The 23,713-nt window shown below is 47.2% G+C and carries 21 protein-coding genes; 4 read left to right on the top strand and 17 right to left on the bottom strand.

Translation table 11 applies throughout. From position 1 onward, the window contains the following. The first annotated feature begins 80 nt into the window (after positions 1–80). The gene (locus MKY28_RS00355; protein ID WP_340934307.1) at positions 81–1,247 is read left to right on the top strand and encodes an ROK family transcriptional regulator; all 1,167 of its coding nucleotides are present in this window, start codon (positions 81–83) and stop codon (positions 1,245–1,247) included. Positions 1,248–1,394: 147 nt separating this feature from the next. Next, the gene (locus MKY28_RS00350) at positions 1,395–1,592 is read left to right on the top strand and encodes a hypothetical protein (RefSeq protein WP_017692236.1); all 198 of its coding nucleotides are present in this window, start codon (positions 1,395–1,397) and stop codon (positions 1,590–1,592) included. A gap of 139 nt (positions 1,593–1,731) precedes the next feature. Here MKY28_RS00350 and MKY28_RS00345 read toward each other — a convergent pair whose 3' ends face one another. Then, positions 1,732–1,962 (bottom strand): glutaredoxin family protein, encoded by a 231-nt coding sequence (locus tag MKY28_RS00345; protein ID WP_036668031.1) that lies wholly within the window; start codon positions 1,960–1,962, stop codon positions 1,732–1,734. A 62-nt stretch (positions 1,963–2,024) separates the two neighbouring features. Further along, on the bottom strand, positions 2,025–2,966 hold the full coding sequence (gene trxB, locus MKY28_RS00340) for a thioredoxin-disulfide reductase (protein ID WP_036606934.1): 942 nt from the start codon (positions 2,964–2,966) through the stop codon (positions 2,025–2,027). Positions 2,967–3,222: 256 nt separating this feature from the next. On the opposite strand from trxB, the gene MKY28_RS00335 reads away from it, so the two are divergent. Next, a complete protein-coding gene (locus MKY28_RS00335) occupies positions 3,223–3,954 on the top strand; it encodes a ZIP family metal transporter (protein WP_036606933.1) in 732 nt (243 codons plus the stop codon). Between the two features lie 122 nt (positions 3,955–4,076). On the opposite strand, the gene MKY28_RS00330 is transcribed toward MKY28_RS00335, so the two are convergent. From MKY28_RS00330 to kduI, 7 genes are all read right to left on the bottom strand, one after another. After that, positions 4,077–4,886 (bottom strand): alpha/beta fold hydrolase, encoded by an 810-nt coding sequence (locus MKY28_RS00330; RefSeq protein WP_340934305.1) that lies wholly within the window; start codon positions 4,884–4,886, stop codon positions 4,077–4,079. Between the two features lie 132 nt (positions 4,887–5,018). Continuing rightward, entirely contained in the window at positions 5,019–7,034 is a 2,016-nt protein-coding gene (locus MKY28_RS00325; RefSeq protein WP_340934303.1) for a heavy metal translocating P-type ATPase, read from the bottom strand. A gap of 410 nt (positions 7,035–7,444) precedes the next feature. After that, positions 7,445–8,752 carry a homocysteine synthase gene (locus tag MKY28_RS00320; RefSeq protein ID WP_036606925.1) on the bottom strand — a complete coding sequence of 436 codons (1,308 nt, stop codon included), beginning with the start codon at positions 8,750–8,752 and terminating at the stop codon, positions 7,445–7,447. 239 nt (positions 8,753–8,991) lie between these two features. Next, on the bottom strand, positions 8,992–9,837 hold the full coding sequence (locus MKY28_RS00315; protein ID WP_340934301.1) for a sugar phosphate isomerase/epimerase family protein: 846 nt from the start codon (positions 9,835–9,837) through the stop codon (positions 8,992–8,994). Positions 9,838–9,874: 37 nt separating this feature from the next. Then, a complete protein-coding gene (gene kduD / locus MKY28_RS00310; protein ID WP_036606921.1) occupies positions 9,875–10,627 on the bottom strand; it encodes a 2-dehydro-3-deoxy-D-gluconate 5-dehydrogenase KduD in 753 nt (250 codons plus the stop codon). Between the two features lie 77 nt (positions 10,628–10,704). Then, positions 10,705–11,463, bottom strand: a complete 759-nt coding sequence (locus MKY28_RS00305) for a DeoR/GlpR family DNA-binding transcription regulator (RefSeq protein ID WP_282322274.1) — start codon at positions 11,461–11,463, stop codon at positions 10,705–10,707. A 221-nt stretch (positions 11,464–11,684) separates the two neighbouring features. Beyond that, positions 11,685–12,524, bottom strand: coding sequence for a 5-dehydro-4-deoxy-D-glucuronate isomerase (gene kduI / locus MKY28_RS00300; RefSeq protein ID WP_340028346.1), 840 nt, complete (start codon positions 12,522–12,524; stop codon positions 11,685–11,687). 196 nt (positions 12,525–12,720) lie between these two features. Here kduI and MKY28_RS00295 point away from each other — a divergent pair, with 196 nt between their 5' ends. Next, a complete protein-coding gene (locus MKY28_RS00295) occupies positions 12,721–13,614 on the top strand; it encodes a MaoC family dehydratase (RefSeq protein WP_036668045.1) in 894 nt (297 codons plus the stop codon). On the opposite strand, the gene MKY28_RS00290 is transcribed toward MKY28_RS00295, so the two are convergent. From MKY28_RS00290 to MKY28_RS00255, 8 genes are read right to left on the bottom strand one after another with little or no spacing between them, the layout of a single operon-like run. Further along, entirely contained in the window at positions 13,611–14,780 is a 1,170-nt protein-coding gene (locus MKY28_RS00290; protein WP_340934297.1) for an acyl-CoA dehydrogenase family protein, read from the bottom strand. The genes MKY28_RS00295 and MKY28_RS00290 overlap by 4 nt on opposite strands. Before the next feature lie 54 nt (positions 14,781–14,834). Next, positions 14,835–15,971, bottom strand: coding sequence for a glycosyltransferase family 2 protein (locus tag MKY28_RS00285; RefSeq protein WP_340934296.1), 1,137 nt, complete (start codon positions 15,969–15,971; stop codon positions 14,835–14,837). Then, positions 15,961–17,193: a sugar efflux transporter gene (locus MKY28_RS00280; protein ID WP_100529841.1), complete on the bottom strand. Its 1,233-nt coding sequence runs from the start codon at positions 17,191–17,193 to the stop codon at positions 15,961–15,963. The genes MKY28_RS00285 and MKY28_RS00280 overlap by 11 nt, the downstream gene beginning before the upstream one ends. A gap of 18 nt (positions 17,194–17,211) precedes the next feature. Then, positions 17,212–18,420, bottom strand: a complete 1,209-nt coding sequence (locus MKY28_RS00275; RefSeq protein WP_036668050.1) for a glycosyltransferase — start codon at positions 18,418–18,420, stop codon at positions 17,212–17,214. 40 nt (positions 18,421–18,460) lie between these two features. Then, positions 18,461–19,318: an SDR family NAD(P)-dependent oxidoreductase gene (locus MKY28_RS00270; RefSeq protein WP_340934294.1), complete on the bottom strand. Its 858-nt coding sequence runs from the start codon at positions 19,316–19,318 to the stop codon at positions 18,461–18,463. A gap of 13 nt (positions 19,319–19,331) precedes the next feature. After that, the gene (locus MKY28_RS00265; RefSeq protein ID WP_340934292.1) at positions 19,332–20,510 is read right to left on the bottom strand and encodes a thiolase family protein; all 1,179 of its coding nucleotides are present in this window, start codon (positions 20,508–20,510) and stop codon (positions 19,332–19,334) included. Continuing rightward, complete coding sequence (locus tag MKY28_RS00260; protein ID WP_340934291.1) at positions 20,507–22,009, bottom strand: AMP-binding protein; 1,503 nt, start codon at positions 22,007–22,009, stop codon at positions 20,507–20,509. Before MKY28_RS00260 ends, MKY28_RS00265 begins: the two co-directional genes overlap by 4 nt. After that, positions 22,009–23,673 (bottom strand): adenine deaminase C-terminal domain-containing protein, encoded by a 1,665-nt coding sequence (locus MKY28_RS00255; RefSeq protein WP_340934290.1) that lies wholly within the window; start codon positions 23,671–23,673, stop codon positions 22,009–22,011. Before MKY28_RS00255 ends, MKY28_RS00260 begins: the two co-directional genes overlap by 1 nt. Positions 23,674–23,713 lie beyond the last annotated feature (40 nt).

Here is a 23,713-nt window from a genome sequence, read left to right as displayed (position 1 = left end):
TTACGCTATAATAGTCGAATAACTTGTTTCGGATGTGGGTCAGAACCCTTTTATCAGAAGAATAGGAGTGCCTTAACCATATGAAAATTACCGGAGACCAGATGCTGGTCAAAAAAATAAACAAGTCGATCGTTCTCGATACGATCCGGCGCCATGCCCCTCTTTCTCGCGCACGAGTGTCCGAGGTTACGGGGCTGAACAAAGCAACGGTATCCAACCTGGTTGCTGATCTGATCAGTGATGACCTGGTGCAGGAGATTGGCCCTGGTGAATCCAGCGGCGGACGTAAACCACTCATGCTGCTGTTCCGAGGGACATCAGGCTATGCAGTCGGTCTGGAACTCAGTGTGACCCACTTGAAAGGCGTGCTTACAGATCTGGAAGGACACATCATTACAGAGTACGCAGTGACCTTGGAACATCATGACGTGTCCTCTGTACTGGAGCAATTGAAATTGGCAGCAAAACAGCTCATTGAAGCAGCTCCTGCTTCCCCTCATGGAGTCATTGGGATTGGCATCGGGGTGCCCGGCATGGTGGATGAGGCAGGAACGGTCCTGTTTGCACCCAACTTGGGGTGGGAGAAGGTAGCTCTGCGCTCGATGCTTGAAGAAGAATTTCAACTGCCTGTAACGATCGATAATGAAGCCAATGCTGGTGCCCATGGAGAGTTGAATTTTGGGGCAGGTATCGGTGTACGTCACATGATCTACATCAGTGCAGGCATGGGGATTGGTTCAGGCATCATGGTAGATGGTGAATTATACAAAGGCGCGTGGGGCTACGCAGGAGAAACAGGCCATATGTCCATTGAAGCGGAAGGTCTGCCCTGCTCCTGTGGTAATCGTGGTTGCTGGGAGTTGTACGCATCGGAAAAAGCCTACGAGCACCCGGACCATCAGCTAAATTTACCTGCTCATACCACACGCGAGCTTATTCATTATGCGGAGCAAGGCCACGATGCTGTTCAGAAATTATACAACACGATTGGACGCAAACTGGGGATTGGCATAACCAACATCGTTAACAGTTTCAACCCGGAACGTATTATCATTGGCGGTCCGCTCTCTGAAGCAGGTCCATGGATTGAAACAGCGTTAAAACAAGTTGTCGAGGAACGTACATTACCTTATCACCGCCGCAGTTTGCAGATTGAATGGGCAGCTCTGGGCAGCCGTTCCACCCGTGTTGGTGCCGCTTACTCTGCAATATCCCAGTTTTTAGGTAAAATCAGGGTGTCTGTCTAATAACAGATGAAAATTGACATCATTTCGCCCCATTTCCTCCCTTTTTGTTAAAGAAATCCAGATGTATAATGGGGTTATGTGATTTTTGTCATGGCTGTATGAATAAAGCTGTGTTAATTCCGATAACGAAACGGAGTGAAAAAAAGCGTGACCTACGTGGATACTTCAGATATCTCGGCGCAAATGTTTGTCACCGTCCTCCTGTTCCTGATTGTGCTTGCGCCCCTGTTCAGCCTTGGCATACTCCGATTGTTTCAGAGCAAAAAGAAGGCTGGTTTCATGTACATGCTGTCAGGATTGCTGGTTTATGTTGTATTTCAAACTTTCATGAGTATTTTTTTCTAGATCATATTCTGCGTTTGCACAAAAAACCGTACCCTTCCGGGTACGGTTCTTTCTATATCCTAACGGCTCGCGAAAACCGGAATTGCATATGAATCGAAAATTTCTTTCAACACATGATGATTCAGATAATCAGCCTGATTTAAGCGTCCAATGCTTTGGCAAATTGAGTTTTGTTCATACCCAGAATGCGGTGTTCACCAATGACAGTCAATGGCACGGCACGTACACCCATGTCCCATACTTGTTGTGCAAATTCATCGCTAGTTTCGATGTTGCGCTCTTCATAAGAGATACCTTTGTCAGCCAGGAACGTTTTTACGGATTTGCAGTTCGGGCAGTTCGTTGATGTATATACAATTACGTTTTCCATGTTTAATTCACCTCATATGGTTTTATATTAATCTATAGTTTGGTTGGAATCAGCTCATTCTATTACAGAACAACTGCGCTGTGCTCCAAGCTCTCAATGTATTTCTCTGTGTCCATGGCAGCCATACATCCGCTACCTGCAGCTGTAATCGCTTGTTTGTAACGTGTATCCTGAACGTCACCACATGCGAATACACCTGGGATGTTTGTCTCGGATGTACCTGGTGTAGTCAGGATATATCCATGTTCGTCCGTAGTGATCTGTCCGCCAAGGAAACCAGTGTTTGGTGTGTGACCGATCGCTACGAATACGCCACTTGCCGGAATCACTTCTTCTTCACCTGTTTCGTTGTTTAACACTTTCAGTCCGGTTACGCCGTTGTCGCCAGCAAGTACTTCGAGTGGTGTACGGTTCAAAGCCATTTCTACTTTTTCGTTGCTGCGTGCACGATCCTGCATGATTTTGGAGCCACGCAGTTCTTCACGACGGTGTACCAGTGTTACTTTGGAACCGAAACGGGACAAGAAGCTTGCTTCCTCAAGGGCAGAGTCGCCACCGCCGATGACGATGATTTCTTTGTTACGGAAGAAGAATCCATCACATGTTGCACATGTGCTGACACCGCGGCCTATATTCGTTTCTTCGCCAGGGATACCCAGGTATTTAGCAGTTGCGCCTGTGGACAGGATCAATGTTTCCGATACGAGTTCACCCATACCTTCAACTTGAATCTTGAATGGACGCTCGCTCATGTCGATGTTGTTCACCCAGCCTGTGCGGAATTCAGCACCGAAGCGCTCCGCTTGTTTACGCATGTTGTCCATCAGTTCAGGACCCATAATACCATCAGGGAAACCTGGGAAGTTCTCCACTTCAGTCGTTGTTGTCAGTTGGCCACCAGGTTGTGGTCCTTCAATAACGAGTGGGTTCATGTTGGCACGTGCCAGATAGATTGCTGCTGTCAGCCCTGCAGGGCCTGTTCCAATAATAATTGATTTATACATGTATAGTTCCTCCCCCGGGTTCTGCAAAAAGGTTAGACCCTCCGGCATCAAAAGCTTAGGCTTTTGCATACACTAGAACGAAAAGCCCACATCATGTCCACAAGACCTGCCTGTGATATGACAATGGCCCTATGCAGAAACGGAATTCTAATTTATAATCATTCTAATCTGTTGTTCATTATGATCTCTTTTATGTACGGTGTCAATGCTCGGCAGCGATTATGAAGAAGTCTTCATCAGGAGGGAAAATGGAAGCATGAACGATGCACTCATTGGCAGTTTTATATCAGCCATGTCTACCGGCCTAGGGGCCGTACCGATTCTATTTATGCGCAAAATATCGCACCGTCTGCGTGATATCTTGCTGGCATACGCCGCAGGTATTATGACCTCGGCCTCGGTGTATAATCTCATTCCGGAAGCGCTTGGCCAATCGAATCTCTTTGTACTTGCATTTGGTATTATGCTTGGTAGCCTGGTTCTACTGGTGCTGGAGATGAAGATCCCACACGTCGATCTGGAGAATCCCGAGAAAATGCCTTTTAAAATTGAAACCAAAGCCTTCATGATTATTGCAGCCATCACCATGCATAATCTGCCGGAAGGGTTATCCGTTGGAGTCAGCTATGCAAGCTCGGATGAGAACCTTGGCAATCTCATTGCCTTTTCCATTGGATTGCAGAATGCGCCGGAAGGATTTCTGGTGGCCCTTTTCCTAGTAAACCAGAACATTGGCCGCTTCAAAGCGCTGGGTATTGCCACCCTGACCGGAGCGGTAGAGATTATTACAGCTATGATTGGTTACACCTTGAGCAGTCTCGTAGCTGGTCTTGTGCCTTATGGTCTGGCCTTTGCAGCCGGTGCGATGATGTTCATTGTTTATAAGGAACTTATTCCCGAGAGTCACGGCGATGGCAATGCACGTGTGGCGACGATGTCCTTTTTACTCGGGCTCATCACGATGATTGGTCTGACCGAACTGTTTTAATTGAAGACTAAAGAACCCGGCGAACAGTCCAAGACTGTCAACCGGGTTCTTTGTTTAGCCACAAATGAAGATTCCATGAAATTACTGGGATCGTCTGTCAGAGGTATTATGCCCTCTCCTGATCAGGATTGGATGAAACGAATCAATTCCGAATTGAATTTTTCCAATTCATCATAGAATGCACCATGACCACTCTCTTCAAAAGCAATCAGCTGAGACGAAGCGATGCCTTGGTGCATCTGCTCGGCGAACTCAAACGGACAGATCTCATCTTTTTTCCCGTGCAAAATGGCTGTTGGCACCTGAATGGAACTCAGGTCACCTCGCAAGTCCTCGTCCCGCAACGCAATTGCACTGCGAATGGTACCATAAGATGAAGCTTCCATGCCGAGAGCGTGGAACCAATCCATGAATGCCTGGCTGTGTTTCTTTGCGAAGAACATGCCGCCAAACGTCTCCAGTAACTTCGGACGATCTGCAAAGATTGGCTCAATGATCTGCTCGTTCAGCTGCTCTGGAGTCAATCCATACGGATAACCTTCACGCTGTGTGAACACAGGTGCTGCCGCAGATAACAAGGCCAGCTTGGAGACGCCATGTCCCTTATGGCGAGCCATGTAATGTACTGCGATCGCTCCACCCATAGAGAATCCTGCGAGTACCGCGTCTTTCAGCTCCAAATCATCAATAACGGCACGAACATCGTCTGCCATGCGATCATAATCATATCCTGTGGAAGGCTTATCCGATAAGCCATATCCTCTAAAATCTATCGCGATGGCACGAATGCCATGGTTCGGCAGTACGTTCAATTGGTATTCAAACATTTTATAATTAACAGGCCAGCCGTGCAAAAAGACAACCGGGGTTCCTTCGCCAATATCTTCAACATATACTTTTACATTTGGTTCCACTTGTACATAACGTCCCATATTTCACAGCTCCCTTATTATCGAATCGTCTCTTCGAATCATTACCCGCTGACCCAAGGTTCAAACGTAAGCTGTTCCACCAGCCGCATACTACCAGCGAAACCAATTACTCATTTTCCTCTTCAAATCTTATTACCGTAGCAGTCTAAGCCCATTTAGAATAACCAGAATTGTACTGCCTTCATGACCTACCACACCCAGAGGCAATGCAACGTCTTGGAGGAAGTTACCAACAATCAAAGCCAGAATAACGGTGATGGCAAAAAACATATTCTGCTTCACCGTGCGCTGTGCTCGACGAGCCTGCCCAATCACCCAAGCGATCTCTTCAATGTTATCGTTCATAAGTACCGCATCAGCGACCTCCAGTGCAGTCCCGCTGCCGGACAATCCCATCCCCATACCCACAGTAGCTGCTGCAAGTGCCGGTGCATCATTGACACCATCCCCTACCATCAGCACAGGACCATACTGTTTGCGGAGTGCTTGTACCTGCTTCACCTTATCTCCAGGCAGCAAGTCTGCATAGACCATGCTTACTCCAGTTTCACGCGCAATTACAGAAGCTGATCTGGCTCGATCTCCTGTTAACATGGTAACTTTTACACCCATCGCTTCAAGCTTTTTCACTGCAGCTGCTGCCTGTGGCCGTACCGTGTCCCGCATCGCGATCAGCCCGACTAATTCACCATCAGCCATAACAGCGGATACGGTTTTTCCCTCCCCTTCAAGACGAGAGCATACATCACCCCACTCAGAAGATACTTTCACAGGGTTAACATCATGTTCATCTGAATCATCAACGTTAGCGTCCTTTATCTTCTCTAACTGCAACGATTCCATTACATTTGTTTTGCCAATGCTCCAGACCACATCGTTTACCGTTCCTTCGATGCCCCAGCCTGTTAGAGCCTGTACGTGCTCTGCTTCCTGAAGTGTAATGTTTTCCTTGTTCGCCTGATCTACGATGGCACGAGCCAAGGGGTGCATGGAGAGGTTCTCAATCGCCGCTACCGCAGCTAACAGCTGGGTACGATCTACATGTTCAGCCGTAATAATATCGGTGACTTGCGGGGTGCCCATGGTCAATGTACCTGTTTTGTCAAAAGCCACGACCCGCGTGCGAGCCATATTCTCCATATGGGCACCACCCTTGAAGAGAATGCCACGGCGCGCACTGCTGGACATCGCGGACAACATGACAGGCATGATGGCAGACACCAATGCACAAGGTGAAGCAACAACCAGAAACACCATGGCTTTATAAAATGCCTCATTCCATGTCCAGCCAAGCAGTAGTGGAGTTCCTGCAATCACAAGTAAAGTCACCCCTACAACAATGCGTGCGTAAATTCCTTCAAACCGCTCCATAAAACGCTGGGAATCCGGCACTTCTGCCTGCGCTTCTTCCACCATTTTAATGATTTTGCCAAACAGTGACCCTTCAGCCGATTTTGTAACCTCTACGTATAAAGCACCCACCCCGTTTACCGTACCTGCATAGACTTCATCCCCCGCAACTTTGTCCACAGGCAGGGATTCTCCGGTGATGGACGACTGATTGATAAAAGAACTCCCACGGTACACGACACCATCTGCTGGGATGAGTTCTCCCGGTTTGACCAATAGCAGATCACCAGGTTGCAGATCATCAATAGCCACGAGGTTCATCTGTCCATCCTCAATACGCAGTGCAGTCTCTGGCTTCAGCGCCAGTAAAGATGAGATATCCTTATGACTGCGCTCTGTCGCATAACTTTCCAACGCACCACTGAGTGCAAAAATAAAGATCAGCATCGCACCTTCATTCCAGTAACCAATGGCTGCTGCCCCGAGGGATGCGGCAATCATCAGCAGGTTTACATCCAGATCACGTTCCTTGACCAGTGTCTCGATACCTTCCTTCGCTTTGTTCCAACCGCCAACGGCATACGCCACAATGTAGAGCATGATGGACAAAGTCCCGAAATACGGTGCAGTTCCCCAGGCAATCAGCATCAACAGCCCGCTGCCCAATGCAGATTGCATCTCTTTATTCTGCAACATGGCTCGAAAATCAGGCTTACGTCCCCGGTTTGGGCCTGGTGTTTGGGATAAGCGCTGTCCCGCTTGTTTCTGTCTGTGTAGTGGTTGATGTATCGCTTGCATATGAATCACGTTCCTTTCGAATGGTAGGTTTGCGGATGACGAGTCTGCTAAATTCCGCTCCCAAAAATGAAGTTGTATTGAGAATGAGAGCCATTGTTAATGCCCTAAAAATGACACATGCTGCTGCGGGAATCCCGCAGCAGCATGGTTTTATGAATGATTTTGACATAATCTCGAATGAGAATGATAATCATTTTTGCACTTATGCAATTGTGTTTACTCAATACAACTTTCAATCAGTATATGCCTGTGATCCACATTTGTAAATGGGCTTTTTCGATGGATAGTCATACATGCGTGTTCAAAAAGACAAAAAGCCGCTGTCCCGGGGGACAACGGCTTTAACCATCTATTGATATTCATATGACCTGTTTATGGCATATCACTTAAGTGATTCATCCAAATGCCATTTACGCGCCTACGCTTGCTCCCTGACTTGCCTTGATGGCTTGCTCCAGATCATAGATAATGTCTTGAATGTTCTCGGTACCAACAGACAAACGAATCAATTCCGGATTAACGCCTGCTGCAGTTTGTTCATCTTCGGTCAACTGCGCGTGTGTTGTACTTGCCGGGTGAATAATCAGTGACTTGGAATCGCCCACGTTTGCAAGGTGAGAGAACAGTTTGACACTTTCAATCAATTTGCGACCTGCGTCCGCACCACCTTTGATTCCAAAGGTCAGAATGGCACCCTGCCCTCTTGGCAGATACTTCTGTGCAAGCTCGTAAGAACCGTGGCTCGGCAGACCTGCATAACTTACCCAAGACACGTCCTCATGTTTCTCAAGGAATTCCGCAACCGCAAGGGCATTGCTACTATGTCGCTCTACGCGCAGATGTAATGTCTCCAGTCCTTGCAGCAGCAACCAGGAGTTGAATGGAGAGATTGTTGCACCCAGGTCACGCAATAGCTGTACACGAGCTTTGATAATATAAGCAATCGGTCCAACCGCTTCCGTATATACAACACCGTTATAACTGGAGTCCGGCTCCGTCAATCCAGGGAACTTGCCACTTGCTTTCCAGTCAAATTTTCCGCTATCCACGATAACGCCACCAATGGATGTACCATGACCGCCAATAAATTTCGTTGCAGAGTGAACGACAATATCTGCTCCATGTTCGATGGGACGAAGCAGGTACGGACTTGGGAACGTATTATCCACAATCAAAGGAATTCCATGTTCATGAGCAATCGCTGCCACCGCTTCAATATCCAGTACATTCCCCTTCGGATTACCAATCGTTTCGGCATACAATGCTTTCGTTTTCTCCGTAATCGCTGCCCGGAAATTCTCAGGATCACTGGAATCCACAAATTTTACGTCCAGACCCAGTTTCGGCAAAGTCGTCGAGAACAGATTGTATGTACCTCCATACAAACTCGCCGAAGATACGATCTCATCACCTGCACCAGCAATATTCAGAAGTGAAAACGTAATGGCTGCCTGACCAGAAGCTGTAGCCAGCGCTCCAGCTCCGCCTTCCAACGCCGCAATCCGTTGCTCAAACACGTCGGTTGTTGGATTCATCAGACGGGTATAAATGTTGCCAAACTCTTTCAAACCAAACAAGTTAGCTGCATGCTCGGTGTCCTTGAATCCATACGATGTTGTCTGATACAAGGGCACAGCTCGTGCGTTGGTGGTTGGATCAATCTCCTGGCCTGCATGAATTGCCAATGTTTCAAATGAAAGCTCACGTTCGTTTGACATAAATCTGAATCCTCCCTCAATATATACGTTCTTTAAGTTCCTGATGTCTTCGCATGGTGGCGTATGTTTTCCATATTCTCTCACAAGATGTCGCATTTGAAAAGACTTATTTCCGATTGTTCCGATAAGAAAAATTAAATATGTACATTATCGATTTCTGTACCAAAAAAAACCTTTGCACTCGCAAAGGTTTTTCAGCTACTTTAGCTTCGGTATGCAATACCTCATCCTGGGTTTGGTTAGACCCGAACTGCACTCCATACTTCACGCAAATGTTTGGCCGCAGGTACAGCTTCCTCCGCAGTTACGCCTTCAAGTGAAATATCGATATGTGGCTTATACGTTTTTAGCAATTCAAAAAATAACGGGTAATCCAGTATCCCTGCCCCAGGTACCGGATTGTACTTCTCTCCCTGTGCATCAAAGGCTACATCTTTGGCATGGATCACAATTATGCGCTGATACAGCGATTCCATCACCTCGCGCAAGAAAGCCCCTTGATCTGCTGCATGTGGTTGTTTGATCAGATTACACGGATCGAACAGCATCCCCAGATTTGATGAAGGAATCTCTTCAAACAAACGTGTCATATGTTCATGGGTATGAAGAGTATGTGTCGACACAGGCTCAATCGCCGCATGCACGCCCCATTTCTCCGCTTCCTCAGCCAACTCCTCAACCGTTTCTTTCAGCACACTCCACGCCTTCTCTTCATATCCATCCGGATGTGTATCCTGATAGGTGTCCAAGCCGCCGGTCTCCGTTGCTACCATGCTGCAACCAAAATCCCGGGCATAACGCAGATGCTCCTTGAATCGATCAATGTCCGCACGTCGTCTTACCGGATCAGGGTCAATCGGATTAATATAACAGCCCAGTACCGCAATTTTCACCCCGCGCTGTGCAAATTGATCTCCGATCTCATTCGCTAGCCCTGGGCTCAGCTTGCCATTCGATGAGTCCACATCTGATAATGCTTTGGCCAGCGCCAGCTGTACGGAATTAAATCCGTTATCCGCAATCGTCTGCGCAAGCTGTGCTGTAGGCTGTTTGCCAAATGTATGTGCCAGAATACCAAGTTTCATCTCACTGCCTCCTTATGCTAATCCGATTATCAAGTGATTAACGTGCCATCCAGCCGCCATCGACATTCAGCACATGACCATTCAGATAATCCGAAGCGGCAGATGCCAGAAAGACAACCGGGCCTTTCAGATCTTCAGGTGTTCCCCAACGCCCAGCAGGAATACGGGCTGTAATATCCCGGTAACGATTCTCGTCCGCACGGATCTGGGTAGTATTATCGGTTTCCATATAACCAGGTGCGATACCGTTAATCTGGATTCCCTTCCCTGCCCATTCATTGGCGAGTGCTTTGGTTAAACCGGCAACGCCATGTTTACTGGCTGTATACCCTGGCACGTTGATCCCACCTTGATAGGACAACATGGATGCAATATTAATGATTTTGCCACTTCCGCGTTCAATCATATGTCTGCCTGCCAATTGGCTTAGGAAAAATACAGTGTTCAGGTTCAGACCAATTACATCATGCCAGTCCTGAACTGCATGATCAGCCGCAGGTGTGCGACGAATGATTCCGGCATTGTTGACGAGAATGTCAATTCTGCCCTGGAACGCAAGCGCCTGTTCGAACACAGCCGACAACTCATCTTCACGACTTAAATCCGCTTCAATCACATAAGCTTTGCGTCCGAGTGCTTCAATGGCACTTGCCGTTGCCGCAGGCTTGGAATAAGAGACCAGCACCACATCAGCACCTGCTTCTGCCAAACCAATGGCCATCCCTTGTCCAAGTCCTCCCGAGGTACCTGTCACCAGTGCAACTTGTCCGCTTAAATCAAATGGGTTCATGAATGATTCCTCCGCATGGTTTTGATATGCAATCCTTAGATCCGTCCGTTCTTTAATCCCATGAATAATGAATGAGGTTAACTTTGATAATCCACTGTGACACCGCTCTGCTCGTATAAGGCAGCCGTCTCTTCATCCAAACGACTATCGCTGATAATATAGTCCAGTTGCGAACACTGGGCGAAAGTTCGCAGTGCAAATTGTCCGAATTTATAATGATCCACAACGCCGTATACTTGCTGCGAGGCAGATATCATTGCTTTTTTCAAAGGAACCAGATCTCCCGTGTATATGGATAATCCAAATTCCGGATGAAGGGCTGTCGTGGATATAAAGGCTTTATGAATGTTAAGACTGGATATAAACGCAGCCGTATCATCCCCAACCAACATATTCCGTACACGCGCCCCGCCAGGCACAACCAGTCGCACTTGCTCCTTTTTGGTCAACTCCGCAATGATGAATAGATCATTAGTCACCACCGTCAGCGGTTGATTATCGAGACGTTTGGCCATCTCCAGCGTAGTGCTGCCACCATCGAGAGCAACGATATCTCCAGGTCGAATGTAAGCAAGGGCACGTTCAGCAATCTCCGTCTTCTCCGAATGATGCTTCTCGGTAACTCCGCGGCTATTCAAGATGCCATACTGGTCATTCTGAGCCAGCATAGCACCACCATGGACACGTACGAGCAGTCCCATACTCTCCAACTTGTCGAGATCCTCTCGCACAGTCTTACCCGTCACCTGCAACAACTCACTCAGATCACTGACGGTTACTTCCTGGCGTTCCAGCAGAGCCTCCATAATTTTTTCATGTCTTTTCAATGGATTCATCATAATCAACTTCCTATATTACCTGAGTTAAATGGTAGTTTCGCACTTACACTTCGGGTACAGAAAACCTTCCGATCACTCTTATCCCCATATTTCCTTTGATCCCTTATTTAAAGGGAGAAATCTGGTGATAAAGGCGCACGCTTCGCTTCTTCTGGTCCTTTCTGTACCCTCCGTTCTAGTGTCTACCCTGTCAATTTAACTCAGACATCTGTAATTTATTATTTCAGGTCTTTCATCGCTACGCCGTCCATATCTTCGAACGTCTGGTTCTCACCAGCCATCGCCCAACAGAAGGTGTAATTGCTTGTACCCACACCACTGTGAATGGACCAGCTTGGGGAAATGATCGCCTGGCGATCACGTACAACTAGATGGCGCGTCTCGTTCGGCTCCCCCATCATGTGGAATACAACACCGTCTTCAGGCAAGTTCCAGTACAAGTATACTTCGGAACGGCGGTTATGGGTATGTGCAGGCATCGTGTTCCACATGTTACCCTTGTTGAGTTCGGTAATGCCCATCACCAACTGACAACTCTGAATTCCGCCTTCTCCTTGGTGAATGTAACGATAGATCGTACGCTCATTGGAAGTTTCGATGCTGCCCAGATGATTTGGCTGAGCTTGTTCTTGTGTTGCTTTTACCGTTGGATAGGTGTGATGAGCCGGTGTGGATACAAAATAGAATTGGGCAGGTTGAGCCTTGTCACTGCTTGTGAACACAACTTCCTTCACACCTCTACCGATGTAGAGACATTCCTTCGCTCCAATCTCATAGCCTTGTCCATCCGCCGTTACTGTTCCATGGCCACCTACATTAATGATACCGATTTCACGACGCTCCAGGAAAAAGCTCGTTCCGATATCTTTCAGGTTCACTTCAAGGGTAATGTCCTTGCTCTCAGGTACAGCCGTTCCCACAATATAACGATCCACATGAGAATACACCGTTACCAATTCATCAGTTGCAAACAGTTGCTCCATCAAAAATTCCTCACGCAGGCGAGATGTATCATACGTTTTCACTTCATTGGGATGTGCAGCATAACGATTTTCCATTATTAATCCATTCCTTTCGTCATTTAAATTAGTTGAGATTGAGTTTGATAATGTTCATATAAGTTCATTTTAGTTCATTATGTATCTTTTGTGTACCTTTATTTTCGAAAAAGTAATTTATGTGATAAAACATTTATGATTCTAACTGCCTTCGATATAATACAAGACATGGTCAGTCAAAGGAGAGATGCAAGTTATGGATTACCAATCGTGGATCGGAGTACCTACTCCTCCCAAGAAAATGGTTATTACCACAGATCAGATTGTCCAGTTCACACAAGGCTTTCCAGAAGAATTTCGTCCCGACGCAAGATCCATTCCTCTCACCTTTCCGATGATATGGTGGCAACAGACACACTTACCCTGGATGGAGCTTCCTGGGAAAATTATGATCCATGGCCAACAATCGTTTACATACGAACGTAAATTGAAGTATGATGCAGCTTTATTTTACAGGATTGAACTTGCAAACGTACGCGAAACAACTGGATCTTTGGGGAAGATCCAGCTCCTTGATTGTACAATGAAGGTTACGAACGTCATGAAACAACCCGTACTCGTTGCTAACACCACATTAATACTTCTAGACTCTCCAGCGTTGCAGCCTTCGTACTCCGAACTCGAGCCTGTGTATCCGCAATATCCCTCGGAGATTTATTATCAATGGGATGGGAAACACCGTCTCTCATCTGGTGAACTCCTGTTCGACGCTTGTCTTGGAACCATAACCAGTGCTATGCTCATCGCCTATGCAGCTGCATCGAACGATAACAACCCAATTCATCTGGATGTTCTCAAAGCACATGAAGCAGGTGCACCTCGCCGAATTGCACAAGGTATGCTTATCGGTGGCATGATTGGAAACCGACTGCAAATGCTGGGGTTGGATAACTGGATTCTATGCGATATAAAATACCGATTTCGCTCACCCGTGATGGAAGGGGACGTCGTCCGTGTCCTCGTGAGTGTCATCAACACGGATAACCTCTCCCATCTGGCATGCAGTATCACAGTCTATATTGAACATCGAGCGGGTGTTCCTTCTAACTTGCTAGCCTATGAAGGATCCGTTCGTTACACGGCCCGTTAATCCCACTCTCCAATTCGGACATGACCCTTAAGCAGATTGCGGGAAATAATCATGCGTTGAATCTCGTCTGTGCCCTCGAAGATTCTCCATACTCGCATTTCCCGATACCAACGCTCGATCGGCAAGTCCTTCGAATATCCGATTCCACCAAAAATCTGAAGGACCCGATCCACAATATCGTTTGCTCTACCTGCACCGTACAACTTGGACATCGTTGCATGATGTCTTGCATCCAGCCCCTGATCCACCCTCCAAGCAGTATATAATACCAGCCATTTCAGAGCCTCCAGCTCAACAGCAGAGTCGGCAATCATCCATTGGATGCTCTGCCGACTTGCCAACTGCTCTCCAAATGTCGACCTTTCTTTAACGTAATCAATGGCCATATGGATCAGCCTGCCAGATGCACCCACAGCAATAGCCGGAATCACCCAACGCCCTCGACTGATCCACTGCATCGCTGTTGTTAACCCCTGCCCCTCTTCACCGAGCACATTTCCGTTTGGCACGAACACTTGGTTAAACGTAAGTACAGAAGGGCTTTTATCCCCACCCATCGTAGGAATCGGCTCTGACGTCCACCCCATGTCCCGGTCCACCAGAAAGCAAGTGATCCCTTTGCCCGGCTCTGCCTGGACATCAGTCACTGCAAAAACAATTGCAAAATCCGCCTCGTTTCCGTTTGTGATAAATACTTTCTCTCCATTGAGTACCCAACCATCCGCTACACGCTCAGCACTCATCTGAATTCGACTTGCATCGGAACCTGCCGAACGCTCCGTTATTGCAAAACAGGACTGTCTCTCGCCCGCAATAACGGGAAGCAAATACTTGTTCTGTTGTGCCTTGTTGCAAAGGTACAGAATATTGTCCGCTTCCCCCCCGAAGACAAACGGAATACACGTGCGTCCTAGCTCCATTTTCAGGAGTGCACTAATGACCGTCCCAAGATTTGCTCCCCCATACTCTTCTGGTGTCTCAATACCCCATAGGCCCTGTGTTTTCGCCTTTTGTTGAAGCTCTCTAATCTGTCTAAGTTCGATTCCGGGTCTTCCCTCACGCTCGTTACGCAATAATTCAGGTTCCAACGGAATCAGTAGCTCGTCCACAAAATGGCGTGCGGCGGATTGAATCTGCTTCTGTTGCTCTGTCAATTCAAAATTCATGTCAACCTCCCGTATAAAATGTCATCATTTGGGGCCAGAACAGCTGATCCATGATCACTTGAAAATTTCATGTTTCACAATTCCCCTGACTGCATACTGATGGTACAAGTCGATTAACTGATCTTCCGAAGGATGCTTGTAATACAAAACATCAAATTTCTCGTTAATACATTGGCACAAGATATCCAGGTCCGATGATGGTGTCTTATCTATAACCAACACTTCTCTATGGGCAGCTTCTGCCGAAATGGTCTGGATCAGTTCTGGGCCCTCGGCATAGACAACAATGATGCTGACAGGTAATCGATCCCCCTCGTAACCCTGATGTGCTCTTACAACCTTCTCAAAGCGAATATAACAATCCCACCATGATTTTCTAATCTCTGGGTCAAAAAATTCCTTTAAGATGTTTTGCGCCTGTACTTCAAACATCGGATGACATTCGAGGAAATAATCTAGATTCGTTTTCCAACCATCATAACGATTCTCATCAAACTCGGAAGGGTGAAAGATATGGAAGGTTAACGCTTTTTTGTTCAATACGAACGTTCCTCCAGCCTGTTGCAGACGATAGCCAAGCTCACTGTCTTCCAACCCCCATCCCTTGAACCCTTCGTCAAACATACCCGATCGGATCAGTACTTCTCTTGTTACCGAGAAATTGCAGCTGAAAGACAGATGCCACGCTGTGCGGAATGCGCTTCCATTTTCCGAAAAACGTTCCATGAGCTGAAATCGTTCATCTGCTTCTGATGATGTAATAGCAGTATGCACCCATCCCGAATTTAACGACGTTATATCGATGCTCTCTTCACCCAAATATCTTCGAAACCCTATGACAAGTTTCCCCTCGGCTAGCTTGTGCACTCTCAAATGTTCATAGATAAAGTCCGGTCCGGCGAGTTGATCTCCATCAAGGAACACGATCACATCTCCATTCGAGATAGTAATCCCCTTGTTTCGTGCCGCTGCCCGACTTGATTGCTCCGTAGAAGGAATGTCATTATATCGTATAGGAAAATCATACGTAAGCCTGCCGATCATCTCGCCCGTGCCGTCTATAGACCCGTTATCGATAACTACAACTTCGTATTGATCGCCTTCACACAAACGCTGTCTCGATAAGGAAGACAAACAGGCCTGAATCACTTCTTTCTGATTATGCGATAGAATAATTACACTAGCTTTCATACGTATCTCCTCCCACATGCCGGACTACCTTTTTATTTGCGTTTGGCACCAATAATAGTACAAATCCCAGGAAGGCAAGTGCTGCCGAACAGGCAATCACTATTTTAAAACCAAAATAATTTCCGACTGCTCCGGCTAGTAATCCACCACCCATGGAACCAATGATGTTTGCATTGTTGTACAACGTTGTGGCCGTACCTGTCATTTTAGGAACCAAATCCTGAAAAAAAGTCATTCCAACTCCAAGTACAATCGCGATAAAAATGGCACTGAATATCTGGATAGCAATGATCTGCCATCCCGATTGGGTAAACCAAAATAGTGAAAAATAGGCGACTCCAAACAATCCCGCGCATTTCATAACTGTGATACTACCAAACCTTTTGGCCAGTATTCCCAAAATGATCATGGTGGGAACCTGCAAGGCTGCGTTAACTCCCGAGATCATGCCAACGTCCAACTTCCCGCCTTGCAACTCTTGCGTAACATATAAGGGAGTTACAATGCCCCCCATCGTATTAGCCAACTCAAATGCCATGAAAGCAAGTAATGAAAATACAATCTGCGGTGCCATCAGCAGGCGCTTGAAGCTACGTACTGAGTCAGATGATAATTCCGTTCCGCCCCCCGGTTCCCGAATCTCGTCTGCTCGAATCATCAGTACAAATACGGCAACGAGCATGTACATCAACGAAACAACCAGAAACAGGCCTGTGTACGAGAACTGGTAGATTATAAAAGACGCCATTACAGGACCAAGAATCCAGGCCAGAGACACCAGAGCTCGCAATACAGCCATAACAACGGTGACATCTTCACTCGCCTCCCTCTCGACTACTTCTCTCGCAAGAGCAAATAATTGCGGAAAGGCCGAGAAAGACAAGGCCATGAAAGTACAGGAAACCAGCATTAACACAATGTAACTGTCCGTATTTGCATAGAATACATAGCCTACAGAAGCAGATACACATGATCCAACAATGATCCACTTGCGCACAGGCTTTTTATCGGACAATCGACTAAACAGCGTACTAATGATAATGCCGCTTAACGATCCACACGCCATAAAGATCCCTAATGATAAGGGGCTCATTCCAGCCCGTTCTACTCCGAATAATGGCATGAATGGTAGCGTTAATCCGTATCCCAAACCAATAAAAAAAATACATACGGATAATAAAAGTAAGGCCGGACTTCTCAGGACAACCAAAAGACTTTTCAATAGAACCTTGCCCCCTCTTTACAACAAACGACGAATGAGTTCAGCTGCACGCCCGGCTCCTCCGTACTGCGAAGTACAGACGTTTTCCTTCAGCGCCACAGCCTTATCCATGTCTCCATTAGTCATCATCGCGTTAACGGTCTCAGCTAGAGCGGATCCCGTAACCTCATCTGGGGACATTACTCTGCCACCGCCAACGTCCTGTAACTGCTTGGCGTTAAACTCACGTTCTGCCCAGGTCGGAATGACCAACGACGGCGTGCCTGTTAAGATCGTCGTCATGCAACTTCCATGTCCGCCATGGTGAATCATCACATCGCTATGCTCGGCTGCCATAACTCCCGATACATATGAGGTGAAGTGTACATTAGGGGGAACTTCCACGCTGTCCCCTTCCAATGGATTAAAACCAGTAGCAATCAAAAGCTCCGTCGAAGTGTTACCGAGTGCTCTAACGGCTTCCCTGAAAATATGACCACCACTCTCCACACCCCATTCCACGAGACGACTTGTGTATACAAATACACGTGGCCTCCTGTCGTTGTCTGATTTCTTCAACCAGTTCGCAGGCATTCCTGTCTCATTTGTATCTCTCCATACCACGGGACCGATATATTCAATTGGAACGGGCAGCTTCCCGATCTGTACCGGATCAAAATCCGGTATGCTCGGAAGAAGGGCAAGATTACCCGCCAGAAATGTGAGAAGGTTGTCCGTTTCAGGCAGACCATACTCAACCAACGCTCCGTTCAATACATTCGTGACATCTGGTATGTCTCCATATAATCCATAATTCGTTGTAAAAGGAAGACCACCTGGAAGTGTGCTGGACTGATTCATAGAAACGAGAGGAATGTCCAGCTTACAGGCAATGAACGCTGCGGGGACACTCGAATCGGAAATAACAAGGTCCGGTTTAAAACCGATGGTTACCCGCAGACGAGCTTCAAGCTCATTTCGCATGTAAACAGGGTCCGAGTACCCCATCATGGACAAAAAGTGATTCATATCCTTGAAGTTTGGGTGGAAAACCTGTCCCTTGGGAGCAGGAATAACTGGAATCGGAATATAGGTAAAACCCATCTGTTCCATCGCCACCCCGGCATTTCCCCAGATTGTGAACGCCACCTCATGTCCCATCTCTCGTAACTTTAGTGCTATGGGAAGACAACGATTCACTCTCCCCATCCCGGCCATCATCCCAATAAAAATGCGTTTTTTCTTCAACAAAATTTCCTCCATCAATTCGTATATTTCGGAAATAGTTCTACACTTTCACGTAGGCTGACAACACTTGCTCAAAGAGTTCGCTTGCTTCCCAACCGTTCTCCCTACTGGATTGGGTGGCAACTATACGGTGCTCTGGAGGGGACCACACACCGATCTTTCCACCATTAACAGAGAAGATCTGACCGGTAACCCTACGGCAACGCGGCAGACATAAGGAAAGCATCAATTCGGCCACATCTTCCGTTGAACCTACTTTCCAGTACTCGGGAAACGACTCGCCTTTCATTTCAGCGGTCTGCTTCGCCCGTTCGATATAGGGCATTGTCATGTCAGTACGCGCTGCGGGAGAAACTGCATTCACATTAATGCCATAAGATTCAAGTTCCAGCGAAAGTGTCCACGTCATGCCTATCAATCCGGCTTTGGCAGCACTGTAATTTAATTGTCCGATCATTCCGGTCAAGCCCGCCACGGAGATCATATTAATAATGCTGCCTTCCCTTCGTTCCCTCATGCTCGGCAGAGCGGACCGGATACAAGCAAAGGCTCCCTTAAGATGCGAATTCAATACAAGATCCCACTCGGTTTCACTCATTTTATGGGCCATCTTATCGTGAACAACTCCGGCGTTGTTCACCAGGATATCAATCTTGCCGAATTCGCGAAGACCCTCCGATATGATGCGTTCACCACCGGCCATGCTTGCAACGGATTCAACGACCCCAATAGCGGTCCCACCCTGATCCCGAATCAACTGGACAACGTCCCATACCCCACCTTCTTGTACACCGTTGACTACTACCTTGGCTCCTTCTTGTGCCATACGTATTGCGGTTGCACGCCCAATTCCGCGGCTGGAACCCGTAATGACTGCTACCTGTCCCTCTAACAACAAAGACTGTTTCCTCCTATTCGCACTTCTCCCACAATGATGCAAGCCCGATCCCGCCACCAATACCCAGTGTTGTGATTCCCCGAGCCCCCTTTATATGCCTCATCTCGTTGAATAGGCGTGTAACCAGGATGGCTCCCGATGCACCGAACGGGTGTCCAAGCGCCAGTGCCCCGCCTCCCACATTAACAATGTGAGTTGGAATATGCAGTTCTCTTAAAGAGGCCAGAACTTGTGAAGCGAACGCTTCATTGAATTCCACAAGATCAATGTCTTCCATTGCCAAGCGATTTCGGCTGAGCAACTTGGTAACGGCAGGGACCGGACCGATACCCAAGTAGTTCGGGTCAACCCCCACTGCCACACTGTCGATAAATTTCATTAGGGGTGTAAGTCCTAACGATAATGCTTTTCCCATTGACATGATTAAAACGATAGCGGCTCCATCATTCAATGGACATGCATTACCAGCCGTCACTGTACCATCCTGTTCGAAAACAGATGGCAATGCTGCAAGCTTCGTAAGTGTTGTATTCGCCCGAGGACATTCGTCTGTATGAATGATTCTGAATTGCTTACCCTCCGGGATAGACAATGGAACGATTTCGTTGTCGAAACGCCCGCTTTGTATTGAAGCAATCGCTTTCCTATGACTGGAAAGCGCATATTCGTCCTGGTCCATTCGAGTCACACCGTACTTCTTAGCAACGTTGTTAGCCGCCTTCCCCATATCCGGATCTCCGATCCATTCCGGAGAGAATCGTGTGCGAGTGATTACTTGAGGTACTACACTCCCGTACAGAGACAAGGGTTTCTCCAATCTCCAGGGTGCACGACTTGTGCTTTCGACACCACCAGCCAGATACACTTTCCCGGCACCTGATTGAATCAGCCTCGCTGCTAAATGAATGGCTTCAAGACCAGATCCGCATTGACGATCAATCGTCACGCCAGGGACCTCTACTGGGAGTTTGGCTTGTAACGCGGATAACCTGGCGATGTTACCTCCCCCGCCTACTGCATTCCCCAATAGAACATCATCAATGTCACCGGGAGGGATGGGAATTTCGCTTAAAATGGCCTGAATGACTTCTGCAGCCAGTATCTCCGGCGGTGTCTCCTTAAACATCCCCCCGTATTTGCCGATTGCAGTTCGCTTCGCGGAAAGAATAACAGGAATCAACATATTGTTCATATCTTTATTTTCAGTAACTCGTTCAGTTTTGTTCGCGAAATCTTTCCACTCGTTGTATAGGGGAAGGCATCCACCCGTATAATTTCCTTTGGACACTTGTAGGTAGCAAGCTCACGACGGCACAATGATACAATCTCATCATCACTAACCTCGCTACCCATTCTGAGCTTGATAAGTGCAGTCACCTTTTGGCCCCAGTATACATCGGGTACACCTACAACGATGACCTCCTCAATGCCTTCCAATGTTAACAACAGCTTCTCGATTTCCTCCGGATATATATTAAGCCCTCCGCTAATAATCATGTTTTTCTTTCGACCAACCAGATATAAATAGCCTTCGGAATCTCGTGTTGCAAGGTCTCCCACAGTTGCCCATTCACCATGTACAACTTGGCTGGTTTCTTCCTCGGAACCATAATATCCGGCAAAGATCATCGGGCTCTTCACAAACAATTGTCCTACTGCGCCTTCGGTTACTTCCGTACTATCCGCTTCACGAATGGATACCTGCACACCGGCAAACGGTTTACCGATTGAATCAGGTTTATACCGATTTCCTTCCGGATCAAGTACTGTGACAAAGCTTAGCTCGGAGGCACCATAAAATTCATACAAACCTGCATTTTCAAATACCTCTGTCACCTTCCGTTTGGATTCTGGCGACCATTTATCACCTGACGTAATGAGAGATCTGACAGATGGCAGCGCAATAACTGAATCAGAAGCCATGAACGCTTTGTAGAGTGCTTCAAACATCGTAGGTACAAGATAAAGATGTGTAACCGCATGTGTTGCTAACGTCTCCAATACGTATTCCGCTCGGAATTTGCTTGTTAGATGGAATGTCCCGCCAATATACAAAGTTTGAATGCACGCATATAACGTAAGTGAATAGACCAAAGAACCCGGCGCCAATACATGGTCTCCTGCATCATGCACGAATGTTTCACGCGCATATGCAAAGCTCTCGATCCATGAACGCTGAGAACGGAGATAGCCTTTCGGTCGTCCGGTCGTCCCGGAGGTATATCCCATGTAGAACAGGCTATCTTCAGTTGAGGATCGCTGTGGTTCGGCTTCTTCCCTTCTGAGAGAACGAGGTTCACCTGTATCCACAGTAATCACCCTTGTTGACGATGGAATATGAGGTATTCTGGCTTTAAACTCCACATCTATGACAAGCACACGAGGTTCACATTCATTAATAACCTCCGTCAGATTTGCATCGCTCCACTTGGGATCAAATACAGCAGCACACATTCCAAATTTGGTGGCTGCAAGAAAGTATTCGATCATCACGGCACTATTGTTCATCAGCAGGCCGACAAGAGGAAGTTCATCGGCTTCGAAATCTTCCTCAGTAGCCAGAATTGTATTTGCTGCCAGCTTTATTCCATGGTATAGCTCGGCGTACGAAATCTGCCGGGCATCATCAAAGATGGCAGTTTTCTCAGGATTCTGGGAAGCATGCATGCGTATCGCATCAGCCAGTAACATCATTTCACCTTCCTTACTGTATTAACTAAGGGGGTAGCCGGGAGCACTATCTCACCTGTTTTAACCAGATACAACCCTTTGTCCGATACACGAATATGCGGCAAATGTGAAGCTGTCAGAAATAAAAGAGAATACAGAGGATCACCAAATCGGTAACCGTGGACACGCATTTTCTCATTGAAATGATCCACACTAGCGCCGATTGATGCCACGCTCTCCAAGCTCATAGCTCCACTGAGAGGAAGAGGAATGTACAGTTGCTCCCCATCCACGAAATATACTAATATTCCTTCCCCGCGAACTTCCAACTCCTGAGATGCTTCGCGCATGACAGACAGAGATCGCCCAAGTAAAAGTGTATCGTTCGAAGCGTTGTACGTACTTGCTAATGCCTTGATCCCACACGCTAAACCTTTGATTCGGGTGTTAATCACCCAACTTCCGTTAACATCCAGTAATGTCATCCAGTTCTCATCCGTTTCCAATTCCGCTCGGGGATCAAAATGGTACGATTGGGTGATGACATCGTTCACCAATTCAATACCGATGTCGGTTCGAGTTTCCATCTGGTCCAGCCTCAGGTTAACGATCGTTCGACGAGACGGAAAAGTGGAGCGCAACCAAGTGTGTATCTCTGCTTCATCTGGCTCTACTACTCGCCTTTGATTTTGGACCACCCACTCACCTCGTTGCAGGACATGCAGTGGATCAGGTTCATTTATGGAGGTTAAGACGTTCAAACAAGCCAGTCTGCCTGGTGCAATCCCGCCTAAGTCTTCATCCAGACCGTAATATACTGCCGGATTTAAGGTAGCAAGACGATAGGCATCCGCTACAGATATTCCCGTCTCCATACAGATCTTGATCATGCTGGCACAGCTCGTCCTCTCCACATAGTTTGGTGACGGGCCATCGCTGGTAAGCATCATTCGGTTCATATTGAACCGGGAATCACCTTTCATCCCTTTAAGGAGGTATGGCAAATCAGGACGAATAGATGAGTATCGAAGAGAGGCGTATAGCCCCGCTTTTAATCGTCTAAGTACATCTTCGGCATGGAGAGCTTCGTGGTCAGCTGTGATGCCCGCTGCAGCCATAGTACTTATTTTTTCATAAGATACGCCCGGCAAATGTCCTTCCGCCCTCATCCCATGATGAGCCTTCGTTAGATAAAGTTGCTCTACCAATACTTCGTCGTTCGCCAGCAGTTTGGGCCATTCGGTCAGTTCCCCGCTCTGTATCACAAGGTTATGTTGTAGCCACTTGTCCATAGTCATTGGATCAGCTCGATCAGGACGGTCAATGTTACACCACCATAGGAACATATGGTGACTTGTCTCCTCCAGCTCCTCAATGAATGACAAAGCTTCAGTTCCTAGAAACGTTAACAAAGACAGATTATCATTAATGGACAAGACCGTACCCTTCTGTAACAGAGCTTCTCCCCATGTATAAGGATTGTACATTTGGCATGGGTGTGCATGAGGTTCAATATATCCTGGAACAACAACATGATCTTTCTCCAATTCAATGACCTGGGTCTGGTCTGAAGTGGGTAGTTCCTTGGCTCCAACGTAGGCAATACGACTTCCGGACAGATAGATATTCGCTTGTTCAACTTCCCCTGTGTATACGTTCAAGTAAGATGCCTGTCTAAACCACATTGTCGCAGGCTGATCACCTTTAGATACTGAAATGAGTCTG

The organism is Paenibacillus sp. FSL R5-0473, assembly GCF_038004565.1.
Lineage (GTDB): Bacteria > Bacillota > Bacilli > Paenibacillales > Paenibacillaceae > Paenibacillus > Paenibacillus amylolyticus.
This window is presented reverse-complemented; position numbering and strand designations above follow the sequence as displayed.